The following is a 17,702-nucleotide window of genomic DNA, read 5'->3' as shown; positions in this document are numbered from 1 at the left end:
CCGCCGACCGGGGTACGGGCCGTGGTCCCAGGGGTTACTCGTCGCCCTCTTCCAGCCAGCCGAAGCTCTTCTCCACCGCCTTGCGCCAGTTGGCGTACTCGCGGTCGCGCACCGACGCCGCCATGGCGGGTGTCCACTCCACGTCCTTCTGCCAGTGGGACTTGAGTTCGTCGAGATCGTTCCAGACGCCGGTGGCCAGGCCGGCCGCGTAGGCGGCGCCCAGGCAGGTCGTCTCGGAGACCCGGGGGCGGATCACCGGCACCCCGAGGACATCGGCCTGGTGCTGCATCAGGAGGTTGTTCCCGGTCATGCCGCCGTCCACCTTCAGGGTCGTGATCTGCACCCCGGAGTCCTGGTACATGGCGTCCACGACCTCCCGCGTCTGCCAGCTGGTCGCCTCCAGGACCGCACGGGCCAGATGCGCCTTCGTGACGTACCGGGTGAGCCCGGTGACGACCCCGCGCGCGTCCGAGCGCCAGTAGGGCGCGAACAGGCCGGAGAAGGCGGGCACGATGTAGGCACCGCCGTTGTCGTCGACGCTCGCCGCCAGGGTCTCGATCTCGTCGGCGGTGCGGATGATGCCGAGCTGGTCGCGGAACCACTGGACGAGCGCGCCCGTTATGGCTATCGAACCCTCCAGGCAGTACACCGGCGCCTCACCGCCGATCTTGTAGCCCATCGTCGTCAGCAGCCCGTTCTTGGACGGCACCGGCCGGTCGCCGGTGTTGAGCAGCAGGAAACTGCCCGTCCCGTAGGTGTTCTTCGCCGTGCCGACGTCGTAGCAGGCCTGCCCGAAGACCGCCGCCTGCTGGTCGCCCAGGGCGGACGCCACCGGTACGCCGGCGAGCTGGCCGACGGCGGTGCCGTACACCTCGGCGGAGGACCTGATCTCGGGCAGGATCGCCGCGGGGATGTTCATCGCGGACAGGATGGAGGCGTCCCACTGCAGGGTTTCCAGGTTCATCAGCATGGTGCGCCCGGCGTTGGTGACGTCGGTGACGTGCCGGCCGCCGTCGGTGCCGCCGGTGAGGTTCCAGATCAGCCAGGAGTCGATGGTCCCGAAGGCGATCTCACCGCGCTCGGCGCGGTCCCGGAGCCCGGGCACGTTGTCCAGCAGCCAGGCCGCCTTGGGCCCGGAGAAGTAGCTGGCGAGGGGCAGCCCGGTCTGGTCGCGGAAGCGGTCCTGGCCGTCGGTGCCGCCGAGTTCGTGGCACAGGGCCGCGGTGCGGGTGTCCTGCCAGACGATCGCGTTGTGCACGGGCTTGCCGGTGGCCCGGTCCCACAGGACCGTCGTCTCGCGCTGGTTGGTGATGCCGAGCGCGCTCAACCGGTCGGCGCGCAGCCCGGCCTTGGCCAGCGCCCCGGCGACCACGGCCTGCACCTTGGACCAGATCTCGGTGGCGTCGTGCTCCACCCAGCCCGGCTTGGGGAAGATCTGGCGGTGCTCGCGCTGGTCGACGGCGACGATGGCGCCGCCGTGGTCGAAGATGATGCAGCGGCTCGACGTGGTTCCCTGGTCGATTGCGGCGACGTACTTCTCGGCGGTGTCCGTCATGGCTACCCCTTGGTCGCTGGATCAGAAGGCTGCGTTGTAGATGAGGCCCGCGAGCGCGCCGCCGGCCAGCGGGCCGACGACGGGGATCCAGGCGTAACCCCAGTCGGAGGTGCCCTTGTTGGGGATCGGCAGGAAGGTGTGCACGATCCGGGGGCCGAGGTCGCGCGTCGGGTTGATGGCGTATCCGGTGGGCCCGCCGAGGGACAGCCCGATGCCGACGACGAGCAGCGAGACGATCAGCACCGTGGTGCCGGACTCGCCGAGCCCCTTGGTCAGCCCGAACGCGAGGATCGGCAGGACCAGCGCGATCGTCGCGATGATCTCGGTGATGAGGTTGGCGACCGGGTTCCGGATCTCCGGGATGGTGGAGAAGATGCCCAGCGTCGGTGTCGGCTCCTCCGCGGTCTCCTCGTCGGGCACATTGGCCTGGAACTGGGCGAGATAGACCAGGTACGTCAGGACGGCGCCCAGCATCGCGCCGACGAGCTGGCCGAGCAGATAGACCCAGACCTTGCTCCACTTGCCGGTGTCGACGGCGATGCCGATGGTGACGGCGGGGTTGAGCTGCCCGCCGGAGAGGGGAGCGGCGGTGTAGGCACCGGCGAGGACGCCGAACCCCCAGCCGAACGCGATCACCACCCACCCCGCGGCCCGGGCCTTGGAGTGCCTGAGGGTGACGGCGGCGCAGACACCGGCACCGAACAGGATCAGGATGGCCGTGCCGATGACTTCGCCGACGAATATGTCTCCATTGCTCATGGCGGGCTCCTAGGGCGCTGGCCGGAGATCACCCCGGCACTCCGAGCAGGAACGGTTCCCTTGGCGACGTCAGCCGAAGGCAGGGAAGGTCCCGCGCCCCGCCCGGCGTCCGTGACGAGCGTGCCGTAGCAGCCGAATCGCCCATGGGGGAGCAGGCCTCAGAACAGGAGCGGCCCATGGCGCAGTGCCTGATTACGCCGAGAATGTACGGCGATGTCGACCGACACCGGAAGTTTTCACCGGCACCCAGGGAGCGTCAAGGTCGCCGACGGCAACGATGACAGGTGACTCGCGGAAAACCGCTTTCACGGCTCCACCGCCGCGTATCCGGCCTGGGCCGGATACCCCGAGCCGCGCCGGATCTCGTGGCCGGGCAGGCCTGCCCGCCCCAGCACCCAACTCGCCCCGTGCAGCGCCTTGGCGGCCTTCTTCAGCGGCGCCAACCAGGCGGCCGCCTGCCGGTGGTCGATCACGCTCCCGGGACCACACACGACGGTGGCCAGGGACAACGTGACAGGCCGCCCGCCGGCCGCCCAGGGCGCGTCGAGCACCCCGGTGACGAGCGACGCCATCCCCTCCTCGTCGGCGAGCACCAGGAAGTCGTCCCCACCGATGTGCCCCACGCGCGCGTGGCCGGCCACGGCCTGCTGAAGCGCCCGCCCCACCGAACGGATCAGCTCGTCGCCCGCGGCGAACCCGGCACCGTCGTTCACCTGTTTGAAGTGGTCGATATCGAGCCAGCTGAGCGCGAAGACACGGCCGTCCGCGATCCACCGGTCCACCTCGCCCGTGATCGCGTCCGAACCGGGCAGCCGGGTCAGCGGATTGAGCCCGGCCGCCTCCTCGACACGGGTCTCGGCGAGGGCCCGTACGAGGTCGGCGAGGCGTACGACGCCCACACAGCGCCCGAGCTGGTCGACGACCGCCACATCGTCCGAGGTGCGGTCCCGCTCGCCGACGGCCACCACGTCCAGTACCTCCCAGGCGGTGGCGTCGACGCCGACCGTGCGCGGTGCGTCGCCCAGTTTGAAGGCCGGGCGGTCCGCGTACAGGGCGTGTCCGTAACGGCCCGACATCGACAGCAGGAAGCGGGAGCGGTGCACCGACCGGACCGGGGCGCCCGTCTGGTCCACCAGGAGGACTCCGGAGACCTCCGGGGAGCCGGTCAGCAGGGCGCGCACCTGGAGCGCGGACGCGGTGACCGGCAGCAGCGCGGCGGGCCGGACGAACTCCCGCACGGACGGCCCCGAGCGCGGTGGGGGCAGGGCGGCGGGGGAGAGCGGCGGAACGTATACCTCCGCCACCGGGATCCGGGCCGGCGGCGCGAACAGCTCGCCCTGGGCCAGCTGCGCCCCGGCCGCCAACGCCGCCGCGTGCTGCCGTTCGGTCTCCACGCCCTCGACGGCCACCAGGGCGCCCAGCTCCTCGCACAGGGTCCGCATCGCCCGCACCGCGGCCGGCCGGGCGAGCAGCGAGGCGTCGAGCTTGACCAGGTCGGGGGAGAGGTCGGTGAGCAGCCGCAGTGGCACGTCCCCGTCGCCGATGCCGTCGGCGCTGATCCGGAAGCCCTGGCCGCGCAGCATCGCGACGGCCTCCAGCAGGGCCCGGTGCGGCACGTGCGTGTACGGCGGCACGATGTCCAGGGTGACCTCCCAGGGCATCCGGCCGGCCTCGTGGATGGCCTCGGGCAGGGCGCCGATGCCGCCCAGATCGGCGAGTGTCGCCGCGAACACGTTGATGTGCAGCGGCAGCATCGTCTCCTTGCGCGCCGCGGCGCGGAGCGCCAGCACGGCCAGTCTGCCGTCGAGTTCGGGGTCTCGGCGGGCTTCGGCGAGGATGTCACCGGTCTCGGGGCGGGCAAGGATCTCCAGTGCGGCGATCCCGCCGGTCGTCAGATTGACCACCGGCTGGAAGGCGAAACGGAGAGTATCCGTCCAGGAGGGCACGGGAGCATGATGGCTCCACCGGCGTACGCCCAGGGGCAGTTCATAAGACGTTCACGCAACCGCCCGAGGTGGTGACACGGGGTATCGGGTCCCCCGTTGCCACACCCGTCCCGCTAGCGCACCGCTATCACGGACGAGCCGTGTCCGAACAGCCCCTGGTTGGCCGTGATTCCCACGCGTGCGTGGGCTACCTGCCGGTCACCCGCCGTATCCCGCAACTGCCAGGTCAGCTCGCATATCTGGGCGATCGCCTGAGCCGGCACCGCCTCTCCGAAGGAGGCGAGCCCACCGCTGGCGTTGACGGGTGTGCGGCCTCCCAGGGCGGTCACCCCCTCGCGCAGCAGCTTCGCGGCCTCGCCCTCGGCGCACAGACCGAGATCCTCGTACCACTGCAACTCCAGGGCGGTGGAGAGGTCGTAGACCTCCGCGAGGCCGAGCTCCTCGGGGCCGATGCCCGCCTCCTCGTAGGCGGCCCGGGCGATGGACGCCCGGAACGTCTCGGCCGGGGGTGCCACGGCCGCCGCCGAGTCCGTGGCGATGTCCGGCAGGTCGAGGACCGTGCTCGGATAGCGCGGCGTGACCGTGGACACCGCGCGGATGCGCACCGGCCGCGCCACCCCGTGCCGGCGCGCGAAGTCCAGGCTCGACAGCACCAGCGCGGCCCCGCCGTCGGAGGTCGCGCAGATGTCCAGCAGTCGCAGCGGATCGGCGACCACCTGGGAGGCGGCGACCTCCTCGGCCGTGACCCGCTTGCGGTAGCGGGCGTACGGATTCAGCGCCCCCACGGCCGCGTTCTTCACCTTGACCAGTGCGAAGTCCTCCGGGGTGTCCCCGAACACCGCCATCCGCCGGCGCGCGTACAGCCCGAAGTACGTCGGATTCGTCGCCCCCAGCAGCCGGAAGCGCAGCCAGTCCGGATCGTCGGGGCGGTCTCCTCCGGCGGGCCGGAAGAAGCCCTTGGGGGCCGCGTCCGCGCCCACCACGAGCACCACGTCCGCGAGCCCCGCCAGGATCTGTGACCGCGCCGCGGCGACCGCCTGGGCCCCCGACGCGCAGGCCGCGTAGACGCTCGCGACCCGTGCTCCCTGCCAGCCCAGCGCCTTGGCGAAGGTCGCGCCCGCGACATAGCCGGGATAACCGCCACGGACCGTGTCCGCGCCCACGATCGAGCCGACGTCCCGCCACTCCAGCCGGGCGTCCGCGAGCGCCGCGCGGGCCGCCGCCGTCCCGTACTCGACGAAGCTGCGCCCCCACTTGCCCCAGGGGTGCATGCCCACGCCGAGCACCGCCACGTCCGCCGTCATGCCGTCACCCCCGTCGGCCGCCAGTGCCAGGTCGTCCAGGTCGTCTCCGCGTCCTCGCTCAGCACTCCGGGGACGGCCTCGACCTCCATGCCCACCGCCAGATCGGCGACGGTGATCCCGGGAACCGCCTGTCCCAGCACCACGATCCGCTCGGACTCCAGCTCCACAGCGATCAACGCGTACGGCTCCCACGGAAGTTCCGGATCGCTCACATAGGGTGACGGCGGCCGGTATCTGCTGTCGGTGTACGACCAGATCCGTCCGCGCCGGGAGAGCGGCACCTCCTCCAGGTCTCCGCCCGCGCACCCGGGATTGCGGCAGTGGGCGTCCTCGCGCGGGAAGAAGACCGAGGCGCAGGCCCCGCAGCGGGTGCCCAGGAGCCGGAAATCGTCTCCCGCGCCCGTGAACCAGCCTTCGACCGCCGGTGTGCGTGTACTCGACACAGCTCCTCCAGGGCACCTGATCTGACGGAACGTCAGAAGTGTGCCACGGGCTCCGGGAAATGGGCAGGCCGAGCCGTCGGATCGCATCACGCTGTCCGGTTCCCGGCCGTCCGGCGTCGTTTCACTTCCGGAAGGCGACGTTCCCCTGACCGTAAGACGTCGTTCCCGTGATCGGATAAAGTCCGCGCGTGTCCGAAAATCAGCACCCAATTGCCAACTCCGCTCCGGACTCGCACTGTTCGAGCTGCGGAGCGCCGTACGGAGCAGGAGTCTCCGGCTGGCCGCGCACCTGCCCGGCCTGCGGCCACACCGCCTACCGCAACCCGCTGCCGGTGGCGATCGCCCTCCAACCCGTGTACGACACGAAGGGCACCGCCCTCGTCGTCATCACCCGAACCGTCGCCCCCGCGCGCGGAGGCACCGCGCTGCCCGGCGGTTACGTCGACGACCGCGAGGACTGGCGGCACGCCGTCGTCCGTGAACTCAAGGAGGAGACGGGCATCGACGCGGCCGCCCGCGACGTACGGCTCGTCGACGCCATGAGCTCACCCGACGGGCACCTGCTGCTGTTCGGAGTCCTCCCGGAACGCCCGGTCGAAGGGCTCCCGCCGTCCGGCGCGACGGACGAGACGGAGGGCTGGCACCTGCTGCGCAGACCCGAGGAGCTGGCCTTCCCGCTGCACAGCGTCGCCGTACGCGCCTGGTTCGAGGGCCGCTACTGAGCCCTCCGGCTCATCCCAGCCCCCTGATGTGCACGGGGCGGGACGGCTCGCGCACGCCGTTCTCCCCCTCCTGCCCGACCACCACCCGCCGGTCCTCCCAGCGGGCGACATAACGCTCGATCTCCGGCTCGTCCCAGCCGTCGCCCGCGTCCGGCACGAACAGTCCGCCCCCCGTCCGCCCCCGCACGGGCGCCCAGACCTCCAGCCGCGTCCCGCCGTCCTCGCCCCGCACGGGAAGGACGGCACCCGCGCGCGCGAGCACCGGGATCCGCGACAGCGGAGCGTCCACCAGCACCTGCCCGGGCCCCTCGTACACCCGCTCCGTCAGCGTGTCGTACCAGCGCCCCCGGGGCAGCTGCACCGCACGCCGGTCGGCGCCCGGATCCAGCACCGGCGCCACCAGCAGACCGTCGCCCAGCAGGAACGCGTCCTCACAGTCACGCAGCGCCCGGTCCTCGGGCGCACCCCACCACAGAGGGCGCGCATAGGGCGCGCCGGTCCGCCTCGCCAGATGCGCCAGCGTCATGAAGTACGGCAGCAGGCGCCTGCGTTCGAGGAGCGCCACGCGCGCGTGCTCCAGCACCTCGGGTCCGAACTCCCACGGTTCCCGGCGCCCCGCGCGCATGCTCGCATGCGTGCGGAACAGCGGCAGGTAGGCGCCCAGCTGGAACCAGCGCAGAAACAGCTCGGGCGACGGACTCCCGTCGAAACCGCCCACGTCCGGCCCGGAGTACGGCACCCCGCACAGCCCGAGCCCCAGCACCAGCGACAGGGACGCGCGCAGCCCCGGCCAGCCGGTGGCGACGTCACCGGACCAGGTGCCCCCGTAGCGCTGCAGGCCGGCCCAGCCGGAGCGCGAGAACAGGAACGGCCGCTCCTTGGGAGCCAGTTCGAGCAGGCCCTCGTAGGCCGCCTGCGCCATGCACAGCGCGTAGACGTTGTGCGCCTCCCGGTGGTCGCCGCCGCGGCCCTCCAGGTGGTGCCGGGCCGAGCGCGGCAGTGTGGACTCGCCGAAGGCGTTGAAGGACGTCGGTTCGTTCATGTCGTGCCAGAACCCGGCGAAGCCCTCGTCGAGCCGCTCCTCGTACAGCCCGCCCCACCACTCACGCACGCGCGCGTGTGTGAAGTCGGGAAAGACCGACTCACCGGGCCAGACCACACCCTCCACCGTCCGCCCCGACGGGTCGCGCACAAAGGCGTCGATGGACGTCCCGGCGTCGTGGACCGCGTTGCCCGGTTCGGCTTTCACCGCCGGGTCGACGATCGACACCAGCCGGATCCCGTCCCGCCGCAACTCCTCCGCCAGCGTCGGCAGCTTCGGGAAGCGCTCGTGGTCGACGGTGAACACCTGATGGGCGTCGTAGTGGTCGATGTCCAGGTGTACGGCGTCCAGCGGCAGACCGCGCTCCTGGTAGCCGGCGACGATCCGCCGGACCTCCTGCTCGCTGCCGAAGCCCCAGCGCGCGTGGTGGTGTCCCAGCGCCCAGGTCGGCGGCAGCGCGGGCGCGCCGGTGAGCGAGGCCCAGGTGTGCAGCACGCGCGCGGGGGTGCCCACCATCACCCAGCACCGCAGCGGACCGCCGTCCATGCGCAGCTCGCACCGCCCGGTCCGGTCATGGCCGGAACCGGCTCCCTCCTCGCCCTCCCGGAGGGTCACCGTCCCGTCCCACGAGGAGTCGTGGAACACCAGATGCGTGGCCGCGTCCGCCACCACCAGTTGCACGGGCATGGTGAGGTACAGCGGATCGTCACCGGGCCCGAAGGCACGGCCGGGATCGGTGTTCCACAGCCGGTACGTCCCGTCACGCAGCCGCGGCCCCGAGGCACGCCCCCCGAGACCGAAGAACCGGGCGTCCGCGGCCACCTCCGAGCGCTGCACCCAGCGCGCGGTACCCCCGCCCACCGGCTCCCACCACCGGGGCGGCAGATCACGGCGCAGCAGCATGCCACCGGGCGTGCACACCTCCACCGCGCCGTGCCGCGAGACGCTGACCGTCACCCGCTCCGCCACGACCCGCCAGCCGCCGTCCGTGTCCGGCTCCAGGACCGCCCGCGGATCCGGCTCAGGGCAGCGGCCCGCCAGCGCGTACGACGGCTCGGGACAGGCCCCGTCCCAGCCCCAGAAGACCGCACCGTTCACGGTGACCATGATCCGCAGCTCGGACCGGCCGAAGCGGATCACACCGCCTCCCGGCCCCGGCTCCGCGTCCCGCACCGTCCCCGGCACCCGGGCGCGCTCGGCCCCCCGCGCGGGCAGCCCGGCAGCATCGATCCGCCTCCTGCGCCACGCCGCCCGTACGGTACGCAACCCCTGAGCCGCCTTCCTCGAACCGACCACTCTCACCGAACGCACCAGGTCACGACCGTCCATGCTGCTCACCCTGCCACTCGGCGCTCCACACACGCGTGCCGTTCAACTGCCGTTCACCCGTGCCGGAACCACATCTTCACGACACGGACTATGTGGAGCGCTCCCTGGTGCAGAAGTCGATCACATGGCATCGTCCCTGTCAGCCTCGTCACGCGCACACCCCAGCCCGTGCGCGAGAGACGCACACCAGCGCAGAAGCCCGGGAGCCGCCCCATGTCGACCGCGAACCCCCAGCCGCTCTGGCAACCCGATCCGGAACGGATCGCCCAGGCGTACATCACCGAGTTCCAGTCCTGGGCGGCAGAACACCACGGAGCGCCCGCCGACGGCGGGTACCCGGCCCTGCACCGCTGGTCCGTCGACCAGCTGGACACGTTCTGGAAAGCCGTCACGGAATTCTTCGACGTACGGTTCTCGACGCCCTACGCGCGCGTGCTCGGTGACCGCTCCATGCCCGGCGCCGAGTGGTTCCCCGGGGCACGGCTGAACTATGCCGAGCACGCCCTGCGCGCCGCCGCCACCCGCGCGGACGAACCCGCGCTCCTGTACGTCGACGAGACCCACGAACCCCGTCCGGTCACCTGGGCCGAACTCCGCCGTCAGGTCGGCTCCCTGGCCGCCGAACTCCGCGTCCTCGGCGTCCGCCCGGGCGACCGCGTCAGCGGCTACCTCCCGAACATCCCCCAGGCCGTCGTCGCCCTCCTCGCCACCGCCGCCGTGGGCGCCGTCTGGACCTCCTGCGCCCCCGACTTCGGCGCCCGCAGCGTCCTGGACCGCTTCCAGCAGGTCGAACCGGTCGTCCTGTTCACCGTCGACGGCTACCGCTACGGCGGCAAGGAGCACGACCGCCGCGAGATCGTCGCCGAACTCCGCCGCGAACTGCCCACCCTGCGTGCCGTCGTCCACATCCCGCTGCTGGGCACCCCGGCCCCCGAAGGCGCCCTGGAATGGTCGGCCCTGACCACCGCCGACACCGAACCCGCATTCGAACAGGTCCCGTTCGACCACCCGCTCTGGGTGCTCTACTCCTCCGGAACCACCGGCCTGCCCAAGGCCATCGTCCAGTCCCAGGGCGGCATCCTGGTCGAACACCTCAAACAGCTCGGCCTGCACTGCGACCTGGGCCCCGAGGACCGCTTCTTCTGGTACACCTCGACCGGCTGGATGATGTGGAACTTCCTCGTCTCCGGCCTGCTCACGGGCACCACGATCGTCCTGTACGACGGCAGCCCCGGCTACCCCGACATCAGTGCCCAGTGGCGCGTCGCCGAACGCACCGGAGCCACCCTCTACGGCACCTCCGCCGCGTACGTGATGGCCTGCCGGAAGGCCGATGTGCACCCCTCCCGCGACTTCGACCTCTCCTCGGTGCAGTGCGTCGCCACCACCGGCTCGCCGCTGCCCCCGGACGGCTTCCGCTGGCTGCACGACGAGGTCCGTGACGACCTCTGGATCGCCTCCGTCAGCGGCGGCACCGACGTGTGCTCCTGCTTCGCGGGCGCCGTGCCCACCCTCCCGGTCCACACCGGCGAACTGCAGGCGCCCGGCCTCGGCACCGACCTCCAGTCCTGGGACCCCAGCGGTAAACCGGTCGTCGACGAGGTCGGCGAACTGGTCGTCACCAACCCCATGCCCTCGATGCCGATCCACTTCTGGAACGACCCCGACGGCAGCCGCTACCACGACAGCTACTTCGACATGTACCCCGGCGTGTGGCGGCACGGTGACTGGATCACCGTCACCTCGCGCGGCTCGGTGATCATCCACGGCCGTTCCGACTCCACGCTCAACCGCCAGGGCGTACGGATGGGCTCGGCCGACATCTACGAGGTCGTCGAACGACTGCCCGAGATCAAGGAATCCCTCGTCATCGGCATCGAACAGCCCGACGGCGGCTACTGGATGCCCCTGTTCGTCCAGCTCGCCCCGGGCGCGGTCCTCGACGACGCCCTGCTGAACCGCATCAAGCAGGCCATCCGCGAACAGCTCTCGCCGCGACACGTCCCCGACGAGATCATCGAGGTCCCCGGCGTCCCGCACACCCTCACCGGCAAGCGCATCGAGGTCCCGGTCAAGCGCCTGCTGCAGGGCACCCCCCTGGAGAAAGCCGTCAACCCAGGATCCATCGACGACCTCGGCCTGCTGGGCTTCTACGAGGACCTGGCCCGCAAGCGCGGCTGACCTTCCCGGCAGGCCCGCTCACCCTCCGTAGGTGGCCTCGGACTCACCCAGCACGGCGGCGAAGTCCGAGGCCAGCCGCACCGCGTCGACCGGCTCAAGACCGGAGACCGAGATCCGGACGCCCGGTCCAGCCGACAGCCGGAACCGGGCCCCGGACGCCACCCACCAGCCGTGCGACCGCAGGCCGTTCACCACGGCCGACTCGTCCCGCACCGGTACCCACAGGTTCATCCCGCTCGCGCCGTGCGAGACGATCCCGTACCCGGCCAGTTCGCCGGCCAGCGTCTCCCGGCGCAGTGTGTACGCCGCACGCGCGCGTGCCACCAACGCGCGCGTGTCCTCGTCCGTCATCAGCGCGAGCACGGTCTCCTGCAACAGGTGACTGACCCAGCCCGATGTCAGGAGCAGCAGCCCGTCATGGCGCGCGAGCGTCGTCGGATCACAGGCGGCCGCCGCCCACCGCAGGTCGGTCCCCAGGAACTTGCTCACCGTCCGCACATGCACCCAGCGCGCCAACCCCGCACCGGTCAGCGAGTGCAGTGGAACGTCGGTCACCGAGGAGGCGTGATCGTCCTCGATCACCAGGACCTCGGGTTCCTTCCGCAGCACCTCGGCCAACGCGTCCCGGCGGGCCGCGGAGACGCAGCCGCCGTACGGATTCTGCGCCCGAGGGCTGTACACCACGGCCCGCACACCCGCGCGCAGCGCGGAACGCAGGGCCTCCGGACGAATTCCCTCGTCGTCCACGGCCACCGGCACGATCCGCAGCCCCAACGCCGGGACGAGATCGAGCAGATGGTGGTAGCCGGGGTCCTCCATGGCGACGGCGTCCCCGGGCCGCAACTCCACGGAGAGCAGTCGGCCGATCAGATCCAGGGCCCCGTGCGCGAACGTCACATGCTCCACCGGCACGCCGTCCGGCCGAAGCCAGTCGCGTACGGCCTCCTCCAGGCGCACGAGCCGGGGCGCCGAACGATGTGAGCGGACGCCGGGGGAGAGCCGGGAGGGCGGCACCAGGCCGGGCAGCAGGGCGGGGTCGGGATGCCCGTCGGCCAGATCGCGGAGCCCCTCCGGAACCCGGGCCGGCCGCCGTGACGCCACGGCCGGAACCGGGGCCACCACGGTGCCGCCCCGCCCGCGCGTGACGACGATCCCGCGCCGCCGCAGCTCCTTGTACGCCGTCGCGACCGTGCCAGGACTCACCCCCAGCTCGTCCGCGAGCCGGCGCACCGGCGGCAGCGCCTCCTCAGGGGCCAACCCGCCTTCCGCCACGCCCTGTTCGACGGACGCGGCAATCCCCTTGGCTGTCGTACCACTGATCCCATATTGTATTACCACGTTGGCGATTATGTATCAATACATAAATTCCGACAAGGGGGAGCAGTGAAAGCGAAGCCCGGTGCGACCGCACGGCCCCGCCGCATACCCGGAGGCCGCAACGGACGCAGAATGCTCGCCATCGCCCTCGTCGACCGCATCGGCAGCGGCCTGTGGGCATCGGTCTCGGTCCTCTACTTCACCTACGTCTCCGGCCTCTCCCTCGCGGAAGTCGGCACCCTCGTCGCCGTATCGGGCGCCATCGGCATCGCGGGAGCCCCACTGGGCGGCCGTCTCGCCGACCGGCTGCCCCTCACCCGAATCCTGGCCGCACTCCAACTCGTCCGCGCCGTCGCCTCCTTCACCCTGCTCACCACCGACAACTACGCCCTGCTGCTCGCCATCTCGGCCGTCGGCGCACTCGGAGACCGCGCCGCCAACGTCCTCACCAAGCTCTACGCCACACGCATCGCGGGACCCGACCGCGTCCGCTACCAGGCCTTCAACCGCACCGTCGCCAACGCGGGCTGGGCCCTGGGCGGCCTCGCCGCCGCGGCGGCCCTCGCCCTGGACACCACCACGGCCTACCGCTGGCTCCTGGCCGGCGACGCCCTCTCCTTCGTCGCGGCCGCACTCCTCACCCTGCGCTGCGGCGAACCCCCGTCGCCCTCACGGGTCGTGGCCGGCTCGAAGGCCGAGCCCGGGACCGCGAAGCCGGCCAACCCCTGGCGCGACCGCGCCTACCTGGCATACGTCGCGACCGACACCGTCCTCTTCCTCGACGACGCCGTCTTCAAAGTCGGCCTCCCGCTCTGGATCGCCCACAGCGACCAGGTGCCCCACGGCCTCGCACCCCTGCTGATGGTCCTCAACAACGTGATGGTGGTGGTGCTCCAGGTCCCCCTGGCCCGCTTCGGCACCACCAGCGAAGCCGCCCGCCGACTCCTCGTCCCGCTCTCCGCCGCGTTCGCCCTGGGCGGCATCACGATGGCCCTCTCCGCCACCGGCGGAACGCTCACGGCGATCCTCCTGCTCACCGCCGCGGCCGCCGCGTTCACCGTCGCCGAGATGCTCCACGCCACCATCTCCTGGGAACTCTCCGTCGCCCTGGCACCCGACACCGCCCAGGGCACCTACCTCGGGGTCCACGGGCTCGCCCAGTCCGCCCAGCGCAGCATCGGCCCACTCGCCGTCACCACAGCCATCGCCACCGGCCCGTTCGGCTGGACCGCATTCGGCACCGCCATCGCCCTGACCTGCGCAATCCAGCACCGCCTGGTCCGTGACCGGCTACCGAGAACCGCATTGTCAGTGGTGCCGATTACTGTGAGTGAGCATTGATCGACCGCTCACAGGGGGAACCATGGCGCACACCGACCACCGGACCATGCGACGCGTCCTGCGCCGCGAAATCGCCGGCACCATCGGCCTGCTGACCGACGAACACGACTTCCGCGCCATGCGGCGCTACCGCACCTTCACCTTCGACGACCACCCCACCTACCTCCGGCAGATCGAAGCCCTCCTCAGGACCCGGGCATCGGAGGGCACCCACACCACACTCGCCCTCTTCGACCCCGACGAATACGCCGAGTTCTGCACGGACACCGGACTCACCCCGGACGACCCCGCGAGCCGCACCCGCTTCACCGCCGAACTCGCGGCCACCGGCGCCACCATCCCGTACGACGGCCGACCCCTCACCGACCTCGTCCCCGTCCTCGTCGACGAGGCGGTACGCCAGGCGACCTGGGAGTACGCCAGCACCCTCCTCGCCCGTCTCGGCCCCTGCCCCACCTGCGGCGAGGACATCGGACGCGCCGCCTTCACCCGCGCCTCCCACCTCCTCGCCCGCATCCTCGACACCGCCCCGCCAGGCGACCGCCACCTCGTGTGCAGCGTCTCCGGACCACCCGAAACCCTCGTCACCGTCCTCCACGCCGACCAGGGCAGCGAGGGCACCACACACCTCGACGAAGCCGAACTCCTCGAATTCACCAGCGTCCTCGCCCTCGGCCTGGCCACCCGCAGCCCCGGCGGACTCGTGATGCGCACCAGCGCTCCCGGCACCGCTGACCGCATCTACGGCTGGCGACTGCGCGGCGAGGGCCTCGTGCCCCTCACCGCCGGCGAGGTCTTCGACGCCTACTGCACCGACGCCGAATCCGGCGACCTCATCTCCCCGGAACCCGGCGTCGACTACTGCACACCTCCCGACCTCGGAGACCAGGACACGACACCGGGCCACCACCACTGAACGCACCAGGGGCGCCCCACCCACAGGTGGAACGCCCCTGGAAAGACCGCCGAAAGACAGCCTGTCCCGGCCGCGCCCGGCTACTCGCCGGACAGCACCGCCTGAGCCGCCGTGCGCGCCTCGTCCGCACTGTCGGTGGCCCGCGCGGCCGCGGCGGCCCGCTCGCACTGGGCCAGCGTGTACTTGGCCAGCATCGCCCGGACATAGGGAATCGACGCCGCACCCATGGAGAGGGAGGTGACACCCAGACCCGTCAGCACACAGGCCAGCAGCGGATCGGACGCGGCCTCACCGCACACACCACAGCTCTTGCCCTCGGCCTTCGCCGCCTCCGCGGACAGCGCGACCAGGTCGAGCAGCGCGGGCTGCCACGGGTCCTGCAGCCGGGACACCGCACCCACCTGACGGTCCGCGGCGAACGTGTACTGCGCCAGGTCGTTCGTGCCCAGCGACAGGAACTCGACCTCCCGGAGGATCGAGCGCGCCCGCAGCGCGGCCGACGGAATCTCCACCATCGCGCCGAACTTGGCACGCAGCCCCGCCTCACGGCAGGCGTCCGCGAACGCCTTCGCGTCGGCACGGTCGGCCACCATCGGCGCCATCACCTCAAGATGGACAGGCAGCCCCTCGGCGGCCTTCGCCAGCGCGGTCAGCTGGGTGCGCAGCACATCCGGGTGGTCTAGCAGCGTCCGCAGACCGCGCACGCCCAGCGCCGGGTTCGGCTCGTCCGCAGGGGTCAGGAAGTCCAGCGGTTTGTCGGCGCCCGCGTCCAGGACACGCACGACGACCCGACCCTCCGGGAACGCCTCGAGCACCTGGCGGTACGCCTCGACCTGCTTCTCCTCGGAAGGAGCACTCTTGCTGTCGTCCAGGAACAGGAACTCGGTACGGAACAGACCGACGCCCTCGGCACCGGCCGCCACCGCCGCCGGCACGTCGGCCGGTCCGCCGACGTTGGCCAGCAGCGGCACCTTGTGCCCGTCCGCGGTGGCACCCGGGCCGGTCGAGGAGGCCAGCGCGGCCTTACGCTCGGCGGCCGCGGCCTCCAGCTCGGCCTTCTTCTCCGCACTCGGGTTCACGAAGATGTCGCCGGTGCTGCCGTCGACGGCGATCACCGTGCCCTCGGCGAGCTCACCGGCACCCGGCAGCGCCACCACGGCCGGCACACCGAGCGCCCGCGCCAGGATCGCGCTGTGACTCGTCGGCCCGCCCTCCTCGGTCACGAAACCGAGCACCAGCGTCGGGTCCAGCAGCGCCGTGTCCGCCGGCGCCAGGTCCCGCGCGACCAGCACGTACGGCTCGTCACTGTCCGGGACACCCGGCATCGGAACCCCCAGCAGGCGGGCGACGATACGATTCCGCACGTCGTCCAGGTCGGCCACCCGGCCGGCCAGGTATTCACCGGCTCCGGCCAGCAGCTCGCGGTAGGCGGCGAACGCGTCGTACACAGCACGCTCGGCGGTGCTGCCGACGGCGATCCGGCGCTCCACATCGGCCATCAGCTCAGGGTCCTGGGCCATCATGGCCTGGGCCTCGAGCACCGCCTGGGCTTCGCCGCCGGCCAGGTTGCCGCGCGCCATCAGGTCGGCCGCCACGGCGTCCACGGCCTGACGGGCGCGTCCCGGCTCCCGCTCCGCCTCTTCCGCCGGGATCTGCTTGGCCGGCGGCTCCAGCACCGCCGTTCCCATGTGCCGAACCTCGCCGATCGCCACACCGTGGCTCACGCCGACGCCTCGCAGCGTTGTCTCCATCTCACCCGTCTCCGATAGTGCGGCGGGTCCCGCCGCCGCGATGGTTGTCATGGTCGCTGCCGTCTCCGTCATACGACGGCACGGCGGCGGGGTCGTCCGCCGGAGACGAGTCAGTTCCAGGCGAAGAGACTGTCGCCGGCCTTCACGTCGCCGTCTTCACGGAGGTCGGAGAGAGAGTCGGCCGTTGCCTCCAGGGCCACGACGGGGCACACCGGGGACTTGCCGGCGGCCTCGACCTCGGCCGGGTTCCAGCGCACCATGCTCTGACCGCGGGTCACGGTGTCGCCCTTGTTGACGAGGAGCTCAAAGCCCTGTCCGTTGAGCTGCACGGTGTCGATACCGAGGTGGGTGAGCACGCCGTGGCCGCTCTCGTCGACGACGACGAACGCGTGCGGGTGGAGAGAGACAACGACTCCGTCCACGGGCGCCACCACCACGGAAGGCTCACGCGCGGGGTCGATGGCCGTGCCTGGGCCGACCATGGCCCCGGAGAAGACCGGATCCGGCACTGCGGCGAGTCCGATGGCACGTCCTGCGAGCGGGGACGTCACGGTGGTCATGGGAAGCCTCCCAGGAGTGGAGCTGCTTACGGGCCGTCACTACCTGTCCCGGACGGCACTGAGCAGCAGCGTATGTCATGTGAAGTGGCGGTTCCGCATGGAAGGTACCAGCTAGTGGTCTAGACCACCAGCCTTATCGATTTGCACGGCCTTCGAGGCCCCGTGTACAGTCGTACTCCTGCTTGAGACCGAGCGGCGCCGTAAAGCGTCCTTACTCAGCAGCACCCAAACTTGTCAGATCCTAACTCGGGATCATCTTCCGCATGCCTGCGGGAGGGTGGTCAGAGAGACGGAAAAACACTGATAGAGTTTGGAACACCGAAGGGAAGCCCGGAGGAAAGCCCGAGAGGGTGAGTACAAAGGAAGCGACCGTTCCTTGAGAACTCAACAGCGTGCCAAAAATCAACGCCAGATATGTTGATACCCCGTCCGTCGGAACATTCCGATGGTCGAGGTTCCTTTGAAAAAACACAGCGAGGACGCTGTGAACGGTCGGATCATTCCTCCGACTGTTCCGCTCTCGTGATGTGTCGTCC

At 71.2% G+C, this 17,702-nt stretch carries 13 protein-coding genes; 4 read left to right on the top strand and 9 right to left on the bottom strand.

Annotated features, from left to right (window positions below; all coding sequences use genetic code 11):
• Nucleotides 1-34: 34 nt before the first annotated feature.
• The 5 genes from glpK to ACIRR9_RS19330 form a co-directional block, all read right to left on the bottom strand.
• The gene (glpK, locus tag ACIRR9_RS19350) at nucleotides 35-1,555 is read right to left on the bottom strand and encodes a glycerol kinase GlpK (protein WP_403753116.1); all 1,521 of its coding nucleotides are present in this window, start codon (nucleotides 1,553-1,555) and stop codon (nucleotides 35-37) included.
• Nucleotides 1,556-1,576: 21 nt separating this feature from the next.
• The gene (locus ACIRR9_RS19345; protein WP_403753113.1) at nucleotides 1,577-2,314 is read right to left on the bottom strand and encodes an MIP/aquaporin family protein; all 738 of its coding nucleotides are present in this window, start codon (nucleotides 2,312-2,314) and stop codon (nucleotides 1,577-1,579) included.
• 305 nt (nucleotides 2,315-2,619) lie between these two features.
• Nucleotides 2,620-4,260: an EAL domain-containing protein gene (locus ACIRR9_RS19340; RefSeq protein ID WP_403753110.1), complete on the bottom strand. Its 1,641-nt coding sequence runs from the start codon at nucleotides 4,258-4,260 to the stop codon at nucleotides 2,620-2,622.
• 113 nt (nucleotides 4,261-4,373) lie between these two features.
• Nucleotides 4,374-5,564: a lipid-transfer protein gene (locus ACIRR9_RS19335; RefSeq protein ID WP_403753107.1), complete on the bottom strand. Its 1,191-nt coding sequence runs from the start codon at nucleotides 5,562-5,564 to the stop codon at nucleotides 4,374-4,376.
• Nucleotides 5,561-6,007, bottom strand: a complete 447-nt coding sequence (locus ACIRR9_RS19330; RefSeq protein WP_403753104.1) for a Zn-ribbon domain-containing OB-fold protein — start codon at nucleotides 6,005-6,007, stop codon at nucleotides 5,561-5,563. The genes ACIRR9_RS19335 and ACIRR9_RS19330 overlap by 4 nt, the downstream gene beginning before the upstream one ends.
• Nucleotides 6,008-6,195: 188 nt before the next feature.
• Between ACIRR9_RS19330 and ACIRR9_RS19325 the strand changes: the two genes are divergently transcribed.
• Nucleotides 6,196-6,729 carry an NUDIX domain-containing protein gene (locus ACIRR9_RS19325; RefSeq protein ID WP_384573948.1) on the top strand — a complete coding sequence of 178 codons (534 nt, stop codon included), beginning with the start codon at nucleotides 6,196-6,198 and terminating at the stop codon, nucleotides 6,727-6,729.
• A 10-nt stretch (nucleotides 6,730-6,739) separates the two neighbouring features.
• On the opposite strand, the gene ACIRR9_RS19320 is transcribed toward ACIRR9_RS19325, so the two are convergent.
• Nucleotides 6,740-9,100, bottom strand: a complete 2,361-nt coding sequence (locus ACIRR9_RS19320) for a TIM-barrel domain-containing protein (RefSeq protein ID WP_403753101.1) — start codon at nucleotides 9,098-9,100, stop codon at nucleotides 6,740-6,742.
• Between the two features lie 213 nt (nucleotides 9,101-9,313).
• On the opposite strand from ACIRR9_RS19320, the gene ACIRR9_RS19315 reads away from it, so the two are divergent.
• Complete coding sequence (locus ACIRR9_RS19315; RefSeq protein ID WP_403753098.1) at nucleotides 9,314-11,281, top strand: acetoacetate--CoA ligase; 1,968 nt, start codon at nucleotides 9,314-9,316, stop codon at nucleotides 11,279-11,281.
• A gap of 18 nt (nucleotides 11,282-11,299) precedes the next feature.
• Here the strand turns inward: ACIRR9_RS19315 and ACIRR9_RS19310 are convergent, their stop codons facing one another.
• A complete protein-coding gene (locus ACIRR9_RS19310; protein WP_403753095.1) occupies nucleotides 11,300-12,619 on the bottom strand; it encodes an aminotransferase class I/II-fold pyridoxal phosphate-dependent enzyme in 1,320 nt (439 codons plus the stop codon).
• Nucleotides 12,620-12,730: 111 nt separating this feature from the next.
• Here ACIRR9_RS19310 and ACIRR9_RS19305 point away from each other — a divergent pair, with 111 nt between their 5' ends.
• Nucleotides 12,731-13,939, top strand: a complete 1,209-nt coding sequence (locus ACIRR9_RS19305; protein ID WP_403753092.1) for an MFS transporter — start codon at nucleotides 12,731-12,733, stop codon at nucleotides 13,937-13,939.
• A gap of 22 nt (nucleotides 13,940-13,961) precedes the next feature.
• Nucleotides 13,962-14,855, top strand: a complete 894-nt coding sequence (locus tag ACIRR9_RS19300) for a hypothetical protein (RefSeq protein ID WP_403753089.1) — start codon at nucleotides 13,962-13,964, stop codon at nucleotides 14,853-14,855.
• An 80-nt stretch (nucleotides 14,856-14,935) separates the two neighbouring features.
• Here ACIRR9_RS19300 and ptsP read toward each other — a convergent pair whose 3' ends face one another.
• Both ptsP and ACIRR9_RS19290 read right to left on the bottom strand, forming a co-directional pair.
• A complete protein-coding gene (ptsP, locus tag ACIRR9_RS19295; protein WP_365343191.1) occupies nucleotides 14,936-16,606 on the bottom strand; it encodes a phosphoenolpyruvate--protein phosphotransferase in 1,671 nt (556 codons plus the stop codon).
• 110 nt (nucleotides 16,607-16,716) lie between these two features.
• Complete coding sequence (locus ACIRR9_RS19290) at nucleotides 16,717-17,166, bottom strand: PTS glucose transporter subunit IIA (protein ID WP_385680688.1); 450 nt, start codon at nucleotides 17,164-17,166, stop codon at nucleotides 16,717-16,719.
• Between the last annotated feature and the right edge of the window lie 536 nt (nucleotides 17,167-17,702).

The organism is Streptomyces sp. NPDC101234 (assembly GCF_044767525.1).
GTDB classification, from domain to species: domain Bacteria; phylum Actinomycetota; class Actinomycetes; order Streptomycetales; family Streptomycetaceae; genus Streptomyces; species Streptomyces sasae.
Note: the sequence above shows the minus strand (reverse complement) of the source record. Positions and strands in the feature narration are given on the sequence as shown.

Coding starts and splice junctions, on each gene's coding strand:
- glpK (WP_403753116.1), bottom strand. CDS start 1,555: ATGACGGACACCGCCGAGAAGTACGTCGCCGCAATCGACCAGGGAACC.
- ACIRR9_RS19345 (WP_403753113.1), bottom strand. CDS start 2,314: ATGAGCAATGGAGACATATTCGTCGGCGAAGTCATCGGCACGGCCATC.
- ACIRR9_RS19335 (WP_403753107.1), bottom strand. CDS start 5,564: ATGACGGCGGACGTGGCGGTGCTCGGCGTGGGCATGCACCCCTGGGGC.
- ACIRR9_RS19320 (WP_403753101.1), bottom strand. CDS start 9,100: ATGGACGGTCGTGACCTGGTGCGTTCGGTGAGAGTGGTCGGTTCGAGG.
- ACIRR9_RS19315 (WP_403753098.1), top strand. CDS start 9,314: ATGTCGACCGCGAACCCCCAGCCGCTCTGGCAACCCGATCCGGAACGG.
- ACIRR9_RS19305 (WP_403753092.1), top strand. CDS start 12,731: ATGCTCGCCATCGCCCTCGTCGACCGCATCGGCAGCGGCCTGTGGGCA.
- ACIRR9_RS19300 (WP_403753089.1), top strand. CDS start 13,962: ATGGCGCACACCGACCACCGGACCATGCGACGCGTCCTGCGCCGCGAA.
- ptsP (WP_365343191.1), bottom strand. CDS start 16,606: ATGGAGACAACGCTGCGAGGCGTCGGCGTGAGCCACGGTGTGGCGATC.
- ACIRR9_RS19290 (WP_385680688.1), bottom strand. CDS start 17,166: ATGACCACCGTGACGTCCCCGCTCGCAGGACGTGCCATCGGACTCGCC.